The organism is Pseudomonas sp. PDM27 (assembly GCF_019219205.1).
Classification (GTDB): domain Bacteria; phylum Pseudomonadota; class Gammaproteobacteria; order Pseudomonadales; family Pseudomonadaceae; genus Aquipseudomonas; species Aquipseudomonas laurylsulfatiphila.
This window is the reverse complement of sequence record NZ_JAHUWF010000003.1, coordinates 332,492-350,261: the sequence shown is the minus strand read 5'-3', so window position 1 is coordinate 350,261 and position 17,770 is coordinate 332,492. Positions and strand designations below refer to the sequence as shown.

General features: G+C 60.2%; 17 protein-coding genes. 14 read left to right on the top strand and 3 right to left on the bottom strand.

Annotation, left to right across the window (positions count from 1 at the left end; all coding sequences use genetic code 11):
- Positions 1 to 14: 14 nt before the first annotated feature.
- The 5 genes from KW838_RS09445 to KW838_RS09425 are packed head-to-tail and all read left to right on the top strand — an operon-like array spanning position 15 to position 4,028.
- The gene (locus KW838_RS09445; protein WP_218500967.1) at positions 15 to 980 is read left to right on the top strand and encodes a sulfonate ABC transporter substrate-binding protein; all 966 of its coding nucleotides are present in this window, start codon (positions 15 to 17) and stop codon (positions 978 to 980) included.
- A gap of 55 nt (positions 981 to 1,035) precedes the next feature.
- On the top strand, positions 1,036 to 2,184 hold the full coding sequence (gene ssuD, locus KW838_RS09440; RefSeq protein WP_102699624.1) for an FMNH2-dependent alkanesulfonate monooxygenase: 1,149 nt from the start codon (positions 1,036 to 1,038) through the stop codon (positions 2,182 to 2,184).
- Between the two features lie 9 nt (positions 2,185 to 2,193).
- Complete coding sequence (gene ssuC / locus KW838_RS09435) at positions 2,194 to 2,976, top strand: aliphatic sulfonate ABC transporter permease SsuC (protein WP_218500966.1); 783 nt, start codon at positions 2,194 to 2,196, stop codon at positions 2,974 to 2,976.
- On the top strand, positions 2,973 to 3,779 hold the full coding sequence (gene ssuB / locus KW838_RS09430; protein WP_102699623.1) for an aliphatic sulfonates ABC transporter ATP-binding protein: 807 nt from the start codon (positions 2,973 to 2,975) through the stop codon (positions 3,777 to 3,779). Before ssuC ends, ssuB begins: the two co-directional genes overlap by 4 nt.
- A 33-nt stretch (positions 3,780 to 3,812) precedes the next feature.
- Positions 3,813 to 4,028 carry a molybdopterin-binding protein gene (locus tag KW838_RS09425; RefSeq protein ID WP_007967989.1) on the top strand — a complete coding sequence of 72 codons (216 nt, stop codon included), beginning with the start codon at positions 3,813 to 3,815 and terminating at the stop codon, positions 4,026 to 4,028.
- Positions 4,029 to 4,205: 177 nt separating this feature from the next.
- Here KW838_RS09425 and KW838_RS09420 read toward each other — a convergent pair whose 3' ends face one another.
- Positions 4,206 to 4,844 (bottom strand): TetR/AcrR family transcriptional regulator, encoded by a 639-nt coding sequence (locus tag KW838_RS09420; RefSeq protein WP_218500965.1) that lies wholly within the window; start codon positions 4,842 to 4,844, stop codon positions 4,206 to 4,208.
- A 241-nt stretch (positions 4,845 to 5,085) separates the two neighbouring features.
- Complete coding sequence (locus KW838_RS09415; protein WP_007976355.1) at positions 5,086 to 6,462, bottom strand: glutamine synthetase family protein; 1,377 nt, start codon at positions 6,460 to 6,462, stop codon at positions 5,086 to 5,088.
- A gap of 278 nt (positions 6,463 to 6,740) precedes the next feature.
- Here KW838_RS09415 and KW838_RS09410 point away from each other — a divergent pair, with 278 nt between their 5' ends.
- The 8 genes from KW838_RS09410 to KW838_RS09375 all read left to right on the top strand — a co-directional run bounded on the left by KW838_RS09410 (position 6,741) and on the right by KW838_RS09375 (position 15,570).
- A complete protein-coding gene (locus KW838_RS09410; RefSeq protein ID WP_218500964.1) occupies positions 6,741 to 7,091 on the top strand; it encodes a gamma-glutamyl-gamma-aminobutyrate hydrolase family protein in 351 nt (116 codons plus the stop codon).
- Positions 7,092 to 7,129: 38 nt separating this feature from the next.
- Positions 7,130 to 8,488: a glutamine synthetase family protein gene (locus KW838_RS09405; protein ID WP_102699620.1), complete on the top strand. Its 1,359-nt coding sequence runs from the start codon at positions 7,130 to 7,132 to the stop codon at positions 8,486 to 8,488.
- 60 nt (positions 8,489 to 8,548) lie between these two features.
- A complete protein-coding gene (locus tag KW838_RS09400; RefSeq protein WP_102699619.1) occupies positions 8,549 to 9,913 on the top strand; it encodes an aspartate aminotransferase family protein in 1,365 nt (454 codons plus the stop codon).
- Positions 9,914 to 10,101: 188 nt separating this feature from the next.
- The gene (locus KW838_RS09395) at positions 10,102 to 11,214 is read left to right on the top strand and encodes a polyamine ABC transporter substrate-binding protein (protein WP_007976361.1); all 1,113 of its coding nucleotides are present in this window, start codon (positions 10,102 to 10,104) and stop codon (positions 11,212 to 11,214) included.
- Between the two features lie 239 nt (positions 11,215 to 11,453).
- The gene (locus KW838_RS09390; protein ID WP_102699618.1) at positions 11,454 to 12,551 is read left to right on the top strand and encodes a polyamine ABC transporter substrate-binding protein; all 1,098 of its coding nucleotides are present in this window, start codon (positions 11,454 to 11,456) and stop codon (positions 12,549 to 12,551) included.
- Between the two features lie 72 nt (positions 12,552 to 12,623).
- Positions 12,624 to 13,766, top strand: coding sequence for an ABC transporter ATP-binding protein (locus KW838_RS09385; RefSeq protein WP_095964263.1), 1,143 nt, complete (start codon positions 12,624 to 12,626; stop codon positions 13,764 to 13,766).
- 35 nt (positions 13,767 to 13,801) lie between these two features.
- Positions 13,802 to 14,683 carry an ABC transporter permease subunit gene (locus KW838_RS09380; RefSeq protein ID WP_173900802.1) on the top strand — a complete coding sequence of 294 codons (882 nt, stop codon included), beginning with the start codon at positions 13,802 to 13,804 and terminating at the stop codon, positions 14,681 to 14,683.
- Positions 14,680 to 15,570, top strand: a complete 891-nt coding sequence (locus KW838_RS09375; protein WP_015097268.1) for an ABC transporter permease subunit — start codon at positions 14,680 to 14,682, stop codon at positions 15,568 to 15,570. Before KW838_RS09380 ends, KW838_RS09375 begins: the two co-directional genes overlap by 4 nt.
- Before the next feature lie 148 nt (positions 15,571 to 15,718).
- Here KW838_RS09375 and KW838_RS09370 read toward each other — a convergent pair whose 3' ends face one another.
- Positions 15,719 to 16,360 (bottom strand): HD domain-containing protein, encoded by a 642-nt coding sequence (locus KW838_RS09370; protein WP_102699616.1) that lies wholly within the window; start codon positions 16,358 to 16,360, stop codon positions 15,719 to 15,721.
- 305 nt (positions 16,361 to 16,665) lie between these two features.
- Between KW838_RS09370 and KW838_RS09365 the strand changes: the two genes are divergently transcribed.
- Positions 16,666 to 17,631, top strand: coding sequence for a GlxA family transcriptional regulator (locus tag KW838_RS09365; RefSeq protein ID WP_218500963.1), 966 nt, complete (start codon positions 16,666 to 16,668; stop codon positions 17,629 to 17,631).
- The last annotated feature ends 139 nt before the right edge of the window (positions 17,632 to 17,770 follow it).

Here is a 17,770-nt window from a genome sequence, read left to right as displayed (position 1 = left end):
AAAAGGAGAGCGCCATGCGCCCTGTCATTTTGCGTCGTGGTCTGGTCGCTCTGTTTGCTGCGGCTGTCACCTTCGGCGCCATTACTCAAGCCCAGGCCGAGACGCTACGAATCGGTTATCAGAAATACGGCACCCTGGTGCTGCTCAAAGCCAAGGGCACCCTGGAAAAACGTCTCGCCGCCCAAGGCGTGGACGTGCAATGGACTGAGTTCCCCGGTGGCCCGCAACTGCTGGAAGGCTTGAACGTCGGCTCCATCGACTTCGGCGTTACCGGCGAAACCCCTCCCGTGTTCGCCCAAGCGGCCGGCGCCGATCTGCTTTACGTCGCCTACGAACCGCCAGCGCCGCACAGTGAGGCGATCCTTGTGCCGAAGGACTCGCCGATCAAGTCGGTGGCAGAGCTCAAGGGCAAGAAGGTCGTGCTCAACAAGGGCTCCAACGTGCACTACCTGCTGGTGCGTGCACTGGAAGACGCCGGCCTCAAATACACCGACATCCAGACCGTCTTCCTGCCGCCAGCCGATGCCCGCGCTGCGTTCGAGCGTGGCAGTGTCGACGCCTGGGTCATCTGGGACCCGTACCAGGCCGCCGCCGAACAACAGTTGCAAGCGCGCACCCTGCGCGATGGCCAGGGCATCGTCGACAACCATCAGTTCTACCTGGCGACCAAACCCTACGCGCAAAAAAATCCCGAGGTGATCAAGACCCTGGTGGAAGAAGTGCGCGCGGTCGGCGAGTGGTCCAGGGCCAATCCTGAAGACGTGACCCAGCAAGTCTCGCCACTGCTCGGCCTGTCGGCAGACATCACCCGCACTTCGGTGAAACGCCAGGGTTACGGCGCGTTGTTCCTGACTCCGGAAGTGGTCGCGGCGCAGCAGAAAATCGCCGACACCTTCTACCAGCTCAAGCTGATTCCAAAGCAATTGAGCATCAAAGACGTGATCTGGACGCCGCCGGCAGCCGTTGCCAAAGCTCAATAACCAGAGCTCAGAAACATAAGCCCAGCAAATCGATTCCCCAAGGAGACCACTCCACATGAGCCTCAATATCTTCTGGTTCCTGCCTACCCACGGCGACGGCCATTACCTTGGCACCGCTGAAGGCGCACGCGCCGTTGACCACGGTTACCTGCAACAAGTCGCGCAAGCGGCGGACCGACTGGGTTTCGGCGGTGTGCTGATTCCCACCGGCCGCTCCTGCGAAGATTCGTGGCTGGTGGCGGCGTCGCTGATCCCGGTGACCCAGCGTTTGAAATTCCTTGTCGCCCTGCGCCCCGGGATCATTTCCCCGACGGTAGCGGCGCGTCAGGCCGCGACCCTGGATCGTCTGTCTGGCGGCCGCGCGCTGTTCAACCTGGTGACCGGCGGTGATCCGGAAGAGTTGGCCGGCGATGGTCTGTTCCTCAGCCACGAAGAACGCTACCAGGCTTCCGTGGAGTTCACCCGTATCTGGCGCCGCGTGCTGGAAGGCGAAACCGTAGATTACGACGGCCAGCACATCAGCGTGAAGGGCGCGAAATTGCTCTATCCACCGATCCAGCAGCCGCGCCCGCCGCTGTACTTCGGCGGCTCTTCGGATGCCGCGCAAGACCTGGCTGCCGAACAGGTGGAAATGGTCCTGACCTGGGGCGAGCCGCCGGCCGCCGTGGCGGAAAAAATCGAACAGGTCCGCGCCAAGGCTGCGAAGCTCGGACGCACAGTGCGCTTTGGCATTCGCCTGCACGTGATCGTGCGCGAAACCAACGATGAAGCCTGGAAAGCCGCGGATCGACTGATCTCCCATCTCGACGACGACACCATCGCGCGTGCCCAGGCATCGCTGGCGCGCTTCGATTCGGTCGGTCAACAACGCATGGCCGCATTGCATGGCGGCAGCCGCGACAAGCTGGAAGTCAGCCCGAACCTGTGGGCCGGTGTCGGCCTGGTGCGTGGCGGTGCCGGTACGGCGCTGGTGGGCGATGGCCCGACGGTGGCCGCCCGCGTGAAGGAGTACGCGGACCTCGGCATCGACACCTTTATTTTCTCCGGTTATCCACACCTGGAAGAGTCGTACCGAGTCGCTGAACTGCTGTTCCCGCACCTCGATGTCGAGCGTCCTGAACTGCCGAAAAGTGCTGGCTACGTCAGTCCGTTCGGCGAGATGGTCGCCAACGACATTCTGCCCAAAGCCGCGTCCCAGAGCTGAGGCGCGGTCATGAAGAAAATCATCCACAGTCTCGCGCCCTGGGCGTTGCCGGTGTTGTTGCTGGCGGTGTGGCAGTTGAGTGTGTCGGCGGGCTGGTTGTCGACACGGATTCTGCCGGCGCCGGTTGCCGTGATCGAAGCTGGCGTGAACCTGGTGCGCAGCGGCGAAATCTGGACGCACCTGGCGATCAGTGGCTGGCGTGCCGCGCTGGGCTTCACCATCGGTGGCGGCATCGGCCTGACGCTCGGCTTCATCACCGGCCTGTCGAAGTGGGGCGAACGCCTGCTCGACAGTTCGGTGCAGATGATCCGCAACGTGCCGCACCTAGCGCTGATTCCGCTGGTGATCCTGTGGTTCGGCATCGATGAGTCGGCAAAGATTTTCCTGGTGGCGCTGGGCACGCTGTTCCCGATTTACCTCAACACCTATCACGGCATCCGCAACGTCGACCCGGCGCTGGTGGAGATGGCGCGCAGCTATGGCCTGACCGGCTTCAGCCTGTTCTGGCAGGTGATCCTGCCGGGGGCACTGCCTTCGATTCTGGTTGGCGTGCGCTTCGCCCTCGGCTTCATGTGGCTGACGTTGATCGTCGCGGAAACCATTTCCGCCAGTTCCGGTATCGGTTATCTGGCGATGAATGCCCGGGAGTTCTTGCAGACCGACGTGGTGGTGCTGGCGATTTTGCTCTACGCGGTGCTCGGCAAACTGGCCGACCTCGCGGCCCGTGGACTTGAGCGTGTGTGGCTGCGCTGGCACCCGGCGTATCAGGTTGCCAAGGGAGGTGCGGCATGATCGCGGAACAACCTCCACGCCTGCTGCGCGGCATTCCGCTCGCGGTACGCAAGCTGCAAAAAACCTTTGGCTCGCGGCAGGTGCTGCGCGAGATCGACCTGCACATTCCGGCGGGCCAGTTTGTCGCCGTGGTGGGGCGTAGCGGTTGCGGCAAAAGCACCTTGCTGCGATTGCTCGCCGGCCTTGACCGGCCCACCGGTGGTGAATTGCTCGCCGGTGCGGCGCCATTGAGTGACGCGCGGGAAGACACGCGGCTGATGTTCCAGGAAGCGCGTTTGCTGCCGTGGAAAAAGATCATCGACAACGTCGGTCTGGGCCTCAAGGGCAACTGGCGGCCGCAAGCGCTTGAAGCCTTGGACGCGGTGGGGCTGGCCGACCGCGCCAACGAATGGCCGGCAGCGTTGTCCGGTGGACAGAAGCAACGCGTGGCTTTGGCCCGTGCGTTGATTCATCAGCCGCGCCTGCTGTTGCTCGATGAACCCTTGGGTGCGCTGGATGCCCTGACCCGAATTGAAATGCAGCAACTGATCGAACGGCTCTGGCAGCAGCACGGTTTTACGGTGTTGCTGGTGACCCATGACGTCAGTGAAGCGGTGGCGATTGCCGATCGGGTGATCCTGATCGAAGACGGCGAAGTCGGCCTCGACCTGCACGTGGAACTGCCGCGCCCTCGAGTGCGCGGCTCCCATCGGCTGGCGGCGCTGGAAACCGAAGTCCTCAATCGCGTGCTGGCGCTGCCCGGCCAACCACCGGAGCCGGAACCTGTTTCACCCTTGCCTACGCAATTGCGCTGGGCTCAATAATTCAAGTCTTACCCAACGACAGGAATCAACATCATGACTATCAAGGCCATCAACGTTCGCAACCAGTTCAAAGGCTCCATCAAGGAAATCGTCCTCGGCGACGTGCTGTCGGAAATCGACGTGCAGACCGCTTCCGGCATCGTCACTTCGGTGATCACCACGCGCTCGGTGAAAGAGCTGGAACTGGCGGTGGGCAGTGAAGTGATCGCGTTTGTGAAATCCACCGAGGTGTCGATCGCCAAGTTGTAAGCCACATGCGTAAACAACAACCCCGAAGGGTTTGAGCCCTTCGGGGTTTTTTTGTGCGTGTGATTCATCGGGATCGGTGGTGCGGCCTTCGCGAGCAGGCTCGCTCCCACAGGGGAATGCTTTTCAAATGTGGGAGCGAGCCTGCTCGCGAAGAGGCCAGTAAGGCCAATCAAGAAATCAGGATGGAATGCCGCGCTTGGGCAAGTATGGCGGTAGATAAAGCCCTACATAAGCATCAAACACCCGCATCCCTTCCTCGGCCATGCGCGGCGTAATCTGCCCGTGCTGCTGCACCGAGCGCGCATACACCCGGTCGCCAAGCTCCATGGCCAGGGCGAACACATCGACATCACCCGGCAGCGTCGGCAGTTCGAAGTGGTGATCGAACAGCTTGTGCATCAGCTCGCCCAGTTCGAGGTCGTGCTGGCGGTCGGCCTGGGTGACTTCGGTCAGGCCGTGCTGGGCCAGAATGAGTTGGCGGGCGGCGGCGTCCTCTGCGTAGATGTCGAGCATGCGTTGTTCCACCAGGCGTGACAGGTCGCGCCAGCTGCCAAGGGCGTGATGATCGATGGGTGCTTGCAGGCAGGCGCGGAAGGCCGCATGGACGTCGGCGGTCAAGGCTTCGAGCAACGCCGGCACGCTGGCGAAGAAATGGTAGACCGAGGAGGGCGGAATCTCCGCGCGCTCGGCGACACTGTAGATCGACAGACTGGCCACGCCCTCGGCGGCCAACAGCGTGCGGGCCGCATCGAGTATCGAATCGATCCGGGCCTGGCTGCGTGCGCGGGGTTTGCGGGGGGTGGCTACGCGTGTCATTGGAGTCTCCTGCGGGGCAGCGGGCATTGTACGAGTCGGGTTGTGTGTTGTCTGCCCGGACGCCTTCGCGAGCAAGCCCGCTCCCACATTTGGCCCTTGGTGAACATGGAGTTTGTGTACAGCGCAGCTCCAGTGTGGGAGCGGGCTTGCTCGCGAAGCAGGCGACTCGGTCCAACTGAAATTACCCATAAAAAAACGCCGCAGGCTTCAGCAGCCGGCGGCGTTTTTTTACTGCAACCGCTTACACGGTATGCAGGTACCAGTTGTACTCGAGGTCGGAGATGGAGTGTTCGAACTCCTCCAGCTCGCTCTCTTTACAGGCCACGAAGATATCGATGTATTTCGGATCGATGTACTTGGCCATGACTTCGCTGTCGTCCAGCTCGCGCAGCGCATCACGCAGGTTGTTCGGCAGGCTTTGCTCGTTTTGCTCGTAGCTGTTGCCTTCGACCGGAGCGCCAGGTTCGACCTTGTTGACCAGACCGTGGTGCACGCCTGCCAGGACCGAAGCCATCAGCAGGTACGGGTTGGCATCGGCGCCGGCCACACGGTGTTCGATGCGTACGGCATCGGCGGAACCGGTCGGCACGCGAATCGCTACGGTGCGGTTGTCCAGGCCCCAGCACGGCGAGTTCGGCACGTAGAACTGTGCGCCGAAACGACGGTAGGAGTTGACGTTCGGGCAGAGGAAAGCCATCTGCGCCGGTAGGGTCTCGAGCACACCGCCGATCGCGTGACGCAGTGCGGCGTTCTGCTCGGGATCCTCGCTGGCAAAAATGTTCTTGCCGTCTTTGTCGAGAATCGAGATGTGGACGTGCAGACCATTACCCGCCTGGCCTGGGTAAGGCTTGGCCATGAAGGTGGTGTCCATTTCATGGTCGTAGGCGATGTTCTTGATCAGGCGCTTGAGCAGGACCGCGTAGTCGCAGGCCTTGATCGGATCGGCCACGTGGTGCAGGTTCACTTCGAACTGCGCCGGGGCACTTTCCTTGACGATGGCGTCGGCCGGAATGCCTTGCTCTTTGGCACCTTCCAGAATGTCCTGGAGGCAGTCGACGTATTCGTCGAGGTCGTCGATCAGGTAGACCTGGGTCGAGTGCGGACGTTTGCCGGAAACCGGCGAGCGAGGTGGTTGCGGACGACCGTTCACGTTCTCCTGATCGATCAGGTAGAACTCCAGTTCGAACGCGGCGCAGATGGTCAGGCCCATTTCGTCGAACTTGCGCACCACATTGGCCAGCACTTCACGCGGGTCGGCGAAGAAGGGTTCGCCTTCGAGTTCGTGCATGGTCATCAACAGTTGCGCGGTCGGGCGCTTCTGCCATGGCTCGTTGCACAGGGTATCGGGGATTGGATAGCAGATTCGGTCAGCATCACCGATGTCCAGGCCCAGGCCGGTGCTTTCCACCGTCGAGCCGTTGATATCCAGAGCAAATAGAGAGGCCGGCAGGTTGATGCCTTTCTCGTAAACCTTGTGGAGGCTGGTGCGTTCGATGCGCTTGCCGCGCACCACACCATTCATATCCGCAATCAGAAGGTCAACGTACAGAACCTCAGGATGTTCCTTAAGGAACGCGTTCGCTTCGTTAAGCTGAACGGCACGCGGGGGTACCGACATGATGCAACACCTTTGTTGTTAAAAATATCAATCATTGATCTTTTCTGGTTTCAGTCAACCCGAACGGCATGCCGAAGTCAAGCGAGGCCTTTTTTGCCCTAAAAAAGCGCTCGTATGGCTTTTTTGAGGCACTTTGGGGCGATTTTACTCCGCTGGACGTAGCGGCGGCCGCGAGCTTGAGCGGGCCGTGTTGTATTTTTTACGGGGGTGTTGTGTAAAAAAATGAACAAGGCTAAGCTCGAATCAAACCCATAACAGCAATAATACCGGGGTGCTTCATGTCTCGCCTGCCGATAATCGGCGTCACCGACTGCTCAAGACAGCTCGGTCGGCATGTTTATCACATCAGTGATGACACGGCCGTCCGTTCCGTGGTCTCGGCGCTTGCGGTGATCCTCCCATCCGCGACGGTTCAACCGTCCCCGTCCGATATTCTGGACGGTCGCGATGGCACCCCCATTACGGTTACTCCATTCAATATAGAACCGATTCACAATAGCGGCCTGACCATCGTTCGGGGCATCGCTCGTGATTCTGCACGCCCGGCCTCTGCGGCAGTGTTGGCAAACACGCTAATCTGCCGCGCAAACGCTCTACAACGCGACGCCGATGCGTCAAACAACGCCTGACCTTAAAAGGGTCAGACAACTCAAGCCTAGAGGCATTTATGAGTAACAACCTCGACCAGCTCACCGATTGGTTGAAAAACCACAAGATCACAGAAGTCGAATGCATGATCGCCGACTTGACCGGGATTACCCGGGGCAAGATTTCGCCGACCAACAAATTCATCGCCGAAAAAGGCATGCGCCTGCCAGAAAGCGTTCTGCTGCAGACCGTGACCGGCGATTACGTCGAAGACGACATCTATTACGAACTGCTCGACCCGGCCGACATCGACATGATCTGCCGTCCCGACCAGAGTGCGGTATACCTGGTGCCGTGGGCCATTGAGCCGACCGCCATCGTTATCCACGATACCTACGACAAGCAAGGCAACCCGATCGAGCTGTCGCCGCGCAACGTGCTCAAGAAAGTCCTGAAACTCTATTCCGACAAAGGCTGGCAGCCCATCGTGGCGCCGGAAATGGAGTTTTACCTGACCAAGCGCAGCGACGACCCGGACTACCCGCTGCAGCCGCCAATTGGCCGCTCCGGTCGCCCGGAAACCGGTCGCCAGTCGTTCTCCATTGAAGCGGCGAACGAGTTCGATCCGCTGTTCGAAGACGTCTACGACTGGTGTGAACTGCAGGACCTGGACCTCGACACGCTGATCCACGAGGACGGCACGGCGCAGATGGAAATCAACTTCCGTCACGGCGATGCCCTGTCCCTGGCCGACCAGATCCTGGTGTTCAAGCGCACCATGCGCGAGGCCGCGCTCAAGCACAACGTGGCCGCGACCTTCATGGCCAAGCCGATGACCGGCGAGCCGGGCAGCGCCATGCACTTGCACCAGAGCATCATCGACATCGAGACCGGCAGGAACATTTTCTCCAATGAAGACGGGACCATGAGCCAGTTGTTCCTGCACCACATCGGTGGCTTGCAGAAACTCATTCCCGAGCTGTTGCCGCTGTTCGCCCCCAACGTCAACTCGTTCCGCCGCTTCCTGCCCGATACCTCGGCGCCGGTGAACGTGGAGTGGGGCGAAGAGAACCGCACCGTGGGCCTGCGGGTCCCGGATGCCGGGCCGAATAACCGTCGGGTGGAAAACCGCCTGCCGGGCGCCGATGCCAACCCGTACCTGGCGATTGCCGCGAGCCTGCTCTGCGGGTACATCGGTATGGTCGAAGGCCTGAACCCGAGTGCGCCGGTGGTAGGGCGTGGCTATGAACGCCGCAACCTGCGCCTGCCCCTGACCATCGAAGACGCACTGGAGCGCATGGAAAACAGCGCGATCATCGAGCGCTACCTGGGCAAAAATTTCATCACTGGCTACGTCGCGGTCAAGCGGGCCGAGCATGAAAACTTCAAGCGCGTGATCAGTTCGTGGGAAAGGGAATTCCTGCTCTTTGCCGTCTGATACGCCGGGCGCCGCCGCAGTCGAGCGGCGCCTTCACCTGATTTTTTTTAGGAGATTCACATGACCAGCAACAACCCGCAAACCCGTGAATGGCAAACCCTGAGCAACGATCACCACCTGGCCCCGTTCAGCGACTTCAAGCAGCTGAAAGAGAAAGGCCCGCGGATCATCACCAATGCCAAGGGCGTTTACCTCTGGGACAGCGAAGGCAACAAGATCCTCGACGGCATGGCCGGCCTGTGGTGTGTCGCGATTGGTTATGGTCGCGATGAACTGGCCGATGCCGCCAGTAAGCAGATGCGCGAGCTGCCTTACTACAACCTGTTCTTCCAGACGGCGCACCCGCCGGTACTGGAACTGGCCAAGGCCATCGCCGACATCGCGCCGCAAGGCATGAACCATGTGTTCTTCACCGGTTCCGGCTCTGAAGGTAACGACACCATGCTGCGCATGGTTCGTCACTATTGGGCGATCAAGGGCCAGCCGAAGAAAAAAGTCATCATCAGCCGCAAGAACGGCTATCACGGTTCCACCGTGGCCGGCGCGAGCCTGGGTGGCATGACGTACATGCATGAACAGGGCGACTTGCCGATCCCGGGCATCGTCCACATTGCCCAGCCGTACTGGTTCGCCGAAGGCGGCGACATGACCCCGGAAGAATTCGGTGTGTGGGCGGCCAATCAGCTGGAAGAAAAGATTCTGGAAGTCGGCGTCGACAACGTCGGTGCCTTTATTGCCGAGCCGATCCAGGGCGCCGGTGGCGTGATCATTCCGCCAGACACCTACTGGCCGCGCATCAAGGAAATCCTCGCCAAGTACGACATCCTGTTCGTGGCTGACGAAGTGATTTGCGGTTTCGGTCGTACCGGCGAGTGGTTCGGCAGCGATTTCTACGGCCTCAAGCCCGACATGATGACCATCGCCAAGGGCCTGACCTCGGGCTACATCCCGATGGGCGGCCTGATCGTGCGTGATGAAGTGGTGGACGTGCTCAACGAAGGCGGCGACTTCAACCACGGCTTCACGTACTCCGGTCACCCGGTGGCGGCTGCGGTGGCGCTGGAAAACATCCGCATCATGCGCGACGAGAAAATTATCGAGCGCGTCCATGCAGAAACGGCACCGTATTTGCAAAAGCGTCTGCGGGAACTGAACGATCACCCGCTGGTGGGTGAAGTTCGCGGGGTCGGTTTGTTGGGGGCCATCGAACTGGTCCAGGACAAGGCCACGCGCAAGCGTTACGAGGGCAAGGGCGTCGGCATGATCTGCCGTCAGTTCTGCTTCGACAACGGCCTGATCATGCGCGCCGTCGGCGACACCATGATCATCGCTCCGCCACTGGTGATTACACCGGCGGAAATCGATGAACTGGTGACCAAGGCTCGCAAGTGTCTTGACCTGACCCTGAGTGCATTGCAGGGCTAAGTGCTAGGCTCTGAGCGGAAGTCCGAAGTTCTGCATATGAAGTAGGAACTTTCGCTCAGAACTGTCAGAAAGCGTGGCCGTTTCCTTGAAAGACCGATGTGGATCTTGCCAGACTAGCCGCGGTTCCAGTTGCCCGGGTTCGGTCGCTGAACAAGTGGTTCAAAAAAGAAAAATTTGGAGCATTACGCATGAAGGCACTAGGTAAAAAGCTCGCTGGCAAGACTCTGCTTGCCATGTCCGTGATGGGTTTGATGGCGGGCGCGGTTCAGGCCGATGACAAAGTACTGCACGTGTACAACTGGTCCGACTACATCGCACCGGACACCGTCAAGAAGTTTGAAGATGAGTCGGGCATCAAGGTTGTCTATGACGTCTTCGACAGCAACGAAACCCTGGAAGCCAAGTTGCTGGCAGGCAAGTCCGGCTACGACATCGTCGTACCGTCGAACAACTTCCTGGCCAAGCAGATCAAGGCTGGCGTCTACCAGAAGCTGGACAAGTCCAAGTTGCCTAACTGGAAGAACCTGAACACCGACCTGCTCAAGGCCGTTTCCGTGAGCGACCCGGGCAATGAACACGCCTTCCCGTACATGTGGGGTTCGATCGGTATTGGTTTCAACGCCGAGAAGGTCAAGGCGGCACTGGGTGCCGACGCACCGGTCGATTCCTGGGACCTGATCTTCAAGCCTGAAAACGCCGCCAAGCTGAAAGCGTGTGGTATCAGCCTGCTGGACTCGCCAACCGAGATGATTCCGGTGGCGCTGCACTACCTGGGCCTGCCAACCGACAGCCAGAAGAAAGAAGACATCGACAAGGCTGAAGCGCTGATCATGAAGGTCCGTCCTTCGATCGCCTACTTCCACTCCTCCAAGTACATCTCCGACCTGGCCAACGGCAACATCTGTGTGGCCGTGGGTTACTCGGGTGACATTTACCAGGCCAAATCCCGCGCTGCCGAAGCCGGTGACAAGGTGAAGGTCAGCTACAACATTCCGAAAGAAGGTGCCGGCAGCTTCTACGACATGGTCGCCATCCCTAAAGATGCCGAAAACGTCGAAGGCGCCTACAAGTTCATGACCTTCCTGCAGAAGCCGGAAATCATGGCTGAAATCACCAACGCCGTACGTTTCCCGAACGGTAACGCGGCTGCAACTGCGCTGGTCGACAAAGACATCACCAGCGACCCGGGCGTTTACCCGCCGGCGGACGTGCTGGCCAAGCTGTACGCGATTGCCGACTTGCCGGCCGCGACCCAGCGGATCATGACCCGCAGCTGGACCAAGATCAAATCGGGTAAATAAGTAAAACCCTGTAGGAGCGAGCCTGCTCGCGATGAACCGGAGAGCACCGCGGGGTGTCAGGCACCCCGCGTCATCGTTGATGACATCGCGAGCAGGCTCGCTCCTACAGATATCTGTACAAAAGTTTTGCTGGAACGGTTTTTCGAGGGTAAGTTGCGCGCCGGTTTTGTTGCCGGGCAACCACGGTTGTCATGTAACGCGGGGCAACTTGGGCCCAACTAATTTCAGAGGACCTCCACGTGCCTATTTTTTCTTTGTTGCGCAATGCCATGCTGGTCGGCGCCGGGCTGACGATTGCCGTCAGTGTCCAGGCCGCCGGTACCGTGCATATTTATAACTGGTCGGACTACATCGGCGAGACCACCCTGGCCGACTTCCAGAAAGAGACCGGGATCAAGCCGGTTTATGACGTTTTCGATTCCAACGAAACCCTGGAAGGCAAGTTGCTGGCCGGGCGTACCGGCTACGACGTGGTCGTGCCGTCGAACCACTTCCTCGGCAAACAGATCAAGGCCGGGGCATTCCAGAAGCTCGACAAGTCGCAGCTGCCGAACTATTCGAACCTCGACCCGGTGCTGCTCAAGCGCCTGGAGCAGAACGATCCGGGCAACCTGTACGCCGTGCCGTACCTGTGGGGCACCAACGGCATCGGTTACAACGTCGACAAGGTCAAGGCTGTGCTGGGCGTCGATACGATTGATTCGTGGGGCGTGCTGTTCGAGCCGGAGAACATCAAGAAACTGCAAAGTTGTGGCGTCGCGTTCCTCGATTCCGCCGATGAAATGATGCCGACAGTGCTCAACTACATGGGCCTGAACGCTAACAGCACTGATCCCAAGGATTACGAAAAGGCCACCGCCAAGTTGCTTGCCGTGCGCCCTTACGTGACCTACTTCCACTCCTCCAAGTACATCGCGGACCTGGCCAACGGCGATATCTGCGTGGCGATCGGTTTCTCCGGCGACATCTTCCAGGCCAAGAACCGCGCCGAAGAAGCCAAGAAAGGCGTGAACATCGCCTACTCGATCCCGAAAGAGGGCGGTGCGCTCTGGTTCGACATGCTGGCGATTCCGAAGGACTCGGCCAACGTCAAGCAGGCTCACGCCTTCATCAACTATTTGCTGAAGCCTGAGGTCATCGCCCAGGTCAGTGATTACGTCGGCTACGCCAACCCGAACCCCGGGTCGGACAAACTGATGGAACAGTCCATTCGCACCGATGAAGCGGTTTATCCACCGCAAGAGGTGCTCGACAAGACCTACGTGTCGGTCGAATTACCGCCGAATATTCAACGCTTGATGACCCGCAGCTGGACCAAGGTCAAGTCGGGTAAATAGCTTCAAGGCTCAAACTATCCAAGGTTGGCTCACCTTGAGCGACCTGCACTCTTTTTTTTGGGAGTTTCGTAAATGGCAGTTGCCTCCGGCGCCTATAAGAAAGCCCTCGAGGGCGACCAGCAACCTAAACAGGTGCTGGTCAAAATCGACCGGGTCACGAAGAAGTTCGACGAGACGATTGCCGTGGACGACGTGTCCCTGGAAATCAAGAAGGGCGAGATCTTCGCCCTGCTCGGCGGCTCGGGATCGGGCAAGTCCACATTGCTGCGCATGCTCGCAGGTTTCGAACGGCCCACGGAGGGGCGCATTTTCCTCGATGGCGTAGACATCACCGACATGCCGCCCTACGAGCGGCCGATCAACATGATGTTCCAGTCCTACGCCTTGTTCCCGCACATGACCGTGGCGCAGAACATCGCCTTCGGCCTCAAGCAGGACAAACTGCCTGCCGCCGAAGTCGATGCGCGGGTGGCCGACATGCTCAAGCTGGTGCAGATGAGCCAGTACGCCAAGCGCAAGCCGCATCAGTTGTCCGGCGGCCAGCGTCAGCGTGTGGCCCTGGCCCGTTCCCTGGCCAAGCGACCGAAGCTGCTGCTGCTCGACGAACCGATGGGCGCCCTGGACAAGAAGCTGCGTTCGCAAATGCAGCTGGAGCTGGTGGAGATCATCGAGCGCGTCGGCGTAACCTGCGTCATGGTGACCCACGACCAGGAAGAGGCCATGACCATGGCCGAGCGCATCGCGATCATGCACCTGGGCTGGATCGCCCAGATCGGCAGCCCGATCGACATCTACGAAACCCCGACCAGTCGCCTGGTCTGTGAATTCATCGGTAACGTGAACATCTTCGAAGGCGAAGTGATCGATGACGCCGAAGGCCACGCGATCATTACCTGCAAAGACCTGGATCGTCAGATCTACGTCGGCCACGGCATCAGCACTTCGGTGCAGGACAAGTCGGTCACCTACGCGATCCGTCCGGAAAAACTGCTGGTCACCGCCGACATGCCGACCTGCCAATACAACTGGTCCAGCGGCAAGGTGCACGACATCGCCTACCTGGGCGGGCACTCGGTGTTCTACGTCGAGCTGCCAAGCGGCAAGCTGGTGCAGTCGTTCGTGGCCAACGCCGAACGTCGCGGGCAGCGTCCGACCTGGGGTGATCAGGTCTACGTGTACTGGGAAGACGATAGCGGCGTGGTGCTCCGCTCATGAACATGCGCAAATTCAAGCGTCGACTCAATCGAATAATTCCCGGTGGCCGTCAGATGGTCATCGGGGTTCCCTTCATCTGGCTGTTCCTGTTCTTCATGCTGCCGTTCTTCATCGTTTTGAAGATCAGCTTCGCCGAAGCGGACGTGGCCATTCCTCCCTACACCGAAATCTACAGCTACGCCGAGCAGAAGCTGCAGTTGCTGCTTAACCTGGGCAACTACGCGATGCTGGCCGGTGACGAACTGTACATCGCCGCTTACCTCGGCTCGTTGAAGATGGCGCTGTTCAGCACCATTCTCTGCCTGCTGATCGGCTACCCGATGGCCTACGGCATCTCCGTTGCCCGCAAGGAAGTGCAGACGGTGCTGGTGCTGCTGATCATGATGCCGACCTGGACCGCGATCCTGATCCGCGTGTATGCGTGGATGGGCATCCTCAGCAACAACGGCCTGCTCAACGGTTTCCTGATGAGCATGGGCTGGATCAGCGAGCCGCTGCAGATCCTCAACACCAACCTGGCGGTCTACATCGGTGTGGTTTATTCCTACCTGCCGTTCATGATCCTGCCGCTGTACGCCAACCTGGTGAAGCATGACCAGAGCCTGCTGGAAGCCGCGTCCGACCTGGGTTCGAGCACCTTCAACAGCTTCTGGAAAATCACCGTGCCGCTGTCGAAAAACGGCATCATCGCTGGCTGCATGCTGGTGTTCATCCCGGTGGTGGGCGAGTTCGTGATCCCGGAACTGCTCGGCGGCCCGGAAACCCTGATGATCGGTAAAGTGCTCTGGCAAGAGTTCTTCAACAACCGTGACTGGCCGGTGGCGTCTGCCCTGGCGGTGGTGATGCTGGCGATCCTGATTGTGCCGATCATTCTGTTCAACCGCAGTCAGGCCAAGGAAATGGAGGGTAAAGAATGAAGCGCTTCCGTTTCTCCAGCCTGATGCTGGTAGTGGGTCTGTTGTTCATCTACCTGCCGATGCTGATCCTGGTGATCTATTCGTTCAACGCCTCGAAACTGGTGACGGTGTGGGGCGGCTGGTCGATCAAGTGGTACGTCGGCCTGCTCGACAACTCGCAACTGATGGGCTCGGTGGTGCGCTCGCTGGAAATCGCCTGCTACACGGCCGTCGCGGCGGTGGCACTGGGTACCCTGGCGGCGTTCGTCCTGACGCGCATTACGCGCTTCAAGGGCCGCACCCTGTTCGGTGGCCTGGTCACCGCGCCGCTGGTGATGCCTGAGGTGATCACCGGTCTGTCGCTGTTGCTGCTGTTCGTGGCCATGGCGCAGATGATCGGCTGGCCGCAGGAACGCGGCATCGTCACCATCTGGATCGCCCACACCACGTTCTGTGCCGCTTATGTGGCGGTGGTGGTTTCGGCGCGCTTGCGCGAGCTGGACCTGTCTATCGAAGAAGCAGCCATGGACCTGGGCGCGAAGCCGTGGAAGGTGTTCTTCCTGATCACCATCCCGATGATCGCGCCGTCGCTGGCAGCGGGCGGCATGATGTCCTTCGCCCTGTCGCTGGATGACCTGGTGCTGGCGAGCTTCGTGTCGGGCCCGGGCTCCACGACCTTGCCGATGGAAGTGTTCTCGGCGGTACGTCTGGGCGTGAAGCCCGAGATCAACGCCGTGGCCAGCCTGATCCTGCTGGCGGTGTCCATCGTGACCTTCCTGGTCTGGTTCTTCAGCCGTCGAGCCGAAGAAAGCCGCAAGCGTGCGATCCAGCAAGCGATCGAAGAAGCAGCCGCCGATTCGTGGAAGCAACCGGACGTGCGTCGCGCGCAGGCACCGGAAGCGGCCTGAGCCTGAAGTCGGGTTGACCACAACACTGCGGTCAACCCGACCCCCTGTGGGAGCGAGCTTGCTCGCGATAGCGGACTGACATTCAACATCGATGTTGACTGTGATGCCGCCATCGCGAGCAAGCTCGCTCCCACAGGTTCTTTGGCGGTCAGGCAATCCACGGGGATTGGCGAATGACCTCGACGAAATTCATCGGCTTGAATCCCGGCTCCTGATCCACCAGCACATCCGTCTTCACATTCCCGAACGTAGTCTGCGGACGATGACGCAAGCCATCGGCAAACGCGCAGATGATGCACTCCTTGAACCCCTCGCCCCGTGGGTGCGCATGCACCACCGCTTCACGCTGCACGCTGGAGAACGCCGCGTAGTCCATGCCCAGCACGTCCATCTCGACACCCGCCGTTACCAGTGCCACGGTGGGTCGCAAGTGTTGAGGAACGCCCGGTGTGGTGTGCAGGGCAATCGATAGCCAGACCTGCTCGATATCGTCGTCGCTCAGCCCGTAAGGCTTGAGAAATGCGGCTGCCGCATTGGCGCCATCGACTTCGAAGCGCTCGTTGTCGCTGCGGTGACCCTCCACCAGGCCCAGGTCATGGAACATTGCGCCGACGTACAGCAACTCCGGGTTGTAGGCCAATTGCTTGCGCTCACCGCTCAGGGCGCCGAACAGGAAGACCCGGCGCGAGTGGTGGTAGAGCAGGTCCGATTCGATGTCACGGATGTATTCGGTGGTGGCCTTGGCCAGCGCGCTGTCGGGGATCCTGATGCCGGCGATGGTGGTGCTCATGGAGTTTTCCTCGTCGTGAACGCCTGGGTGGCGCTGAGGGTTTCAGTCTGTTCCGCCCCCCGAAACCGGACAATCGCGCCATGGCTGCGATCCCGGCCAATGAGCATGCATATCGCGCCAACCTCGCTTGTTGCGCCTGGTTTGGCTAGGGTGCATGCAAACCCTGTGGGAGCGAGCTTGCTCGCGATGGTCGTCAACGATAACGCGGGGAACCTGATACCCCGCGGCGTCTTTGATTTCATCGCGAGCAGGCTCGCTCCTACAAAGGGACGGTGCAATCAGATCCAAAGGAGGCGATTCACGTCATGAGTAAAACCATCGCCATCGTGGTCTTCGCCGGCGTCCAGTCGCTGGATGTCACCGGCCCCATGGATGTGTTTTCCGAGGCCAATCGATTCCTTGCCCCGCAGGATCACTATCGGCTGGAGGTGATCGGCGTCGAGCACGGGATAATGGCGTGCTCCAACGGTTTGGCACTCAATGCCCATCGGCATTTCAGCGAAGCACTCGAGGCGTACGACTTGTTATTGGTGGCTGGCGGGCCGCAATTGCCGTTCATGAGTTTCGGCGTGGCGTTCGACACCTGGTTGCGCGGGGCCTGCGGGCGGGCGCAACGGTTTGGCTCGATCTGCAATGGTGCGTTCATGCTCGCCCGCGCCGGGTTGCTGGAGGGGCGCACGGTCACCACGCATTGGCAGGACGCATCGGATCTGGCGGCGCTGTGTCCCTCGTCCCGGGTGGAAGCGGATCGACTGTACGTTGAGGACGGCGACCTGTTCACCTCGGCCGGGGTCACGGCGGGGATCGATCTGTCGTTGTATCTGTTGGGTCGGGATCACGGTCCGGAAGTGGCGCTGAATGTCGCCAAGCGGCTGGTGGTGTTCACCCAGCGTTCGGGCGGGCAGTCGCAGTTCAGCCCGTTCCTCACGCCCCACGCCGAACCGGACTCGGCGGTGGCGATGGTCCAGCATTACGTGCTGGCCAACCTGACGGGCGATTTAGCCATCGCCGACCTGGCCAATGCCGCCAACATGAGTGCGCGTAATTTTTCCCGGGTGTTTGCCAGGGAGGCGAAAATCACCCCGGCCGAGTTCGTCGAACGCGCGCGGGTCGATGCGGCGCGGGTGATGCTCGAAAGCACTCGTGCGCCGCTCAAGACCGTGGCCTATCAATGCGGCTTTCGCGATGCCCAGCACATGCGCAGTGTGTTCAATCGCAGATTGGGGGTGACGCCGCAGCAGTTCAGGTTGAATTTTGCGGCGATGGTTTGAAATGATTTTTTGGGTGTCTGTCAGGGCCCCTTCGCGAGCAGGCCCGCTCCCACAGGGATCCTAGTTGAACACAAATTTTGTGAACACCAGCAAAACCTGTGGGAGCGAGCCTGCTCGCGAAGGGGCCAGTCCAGTCAGC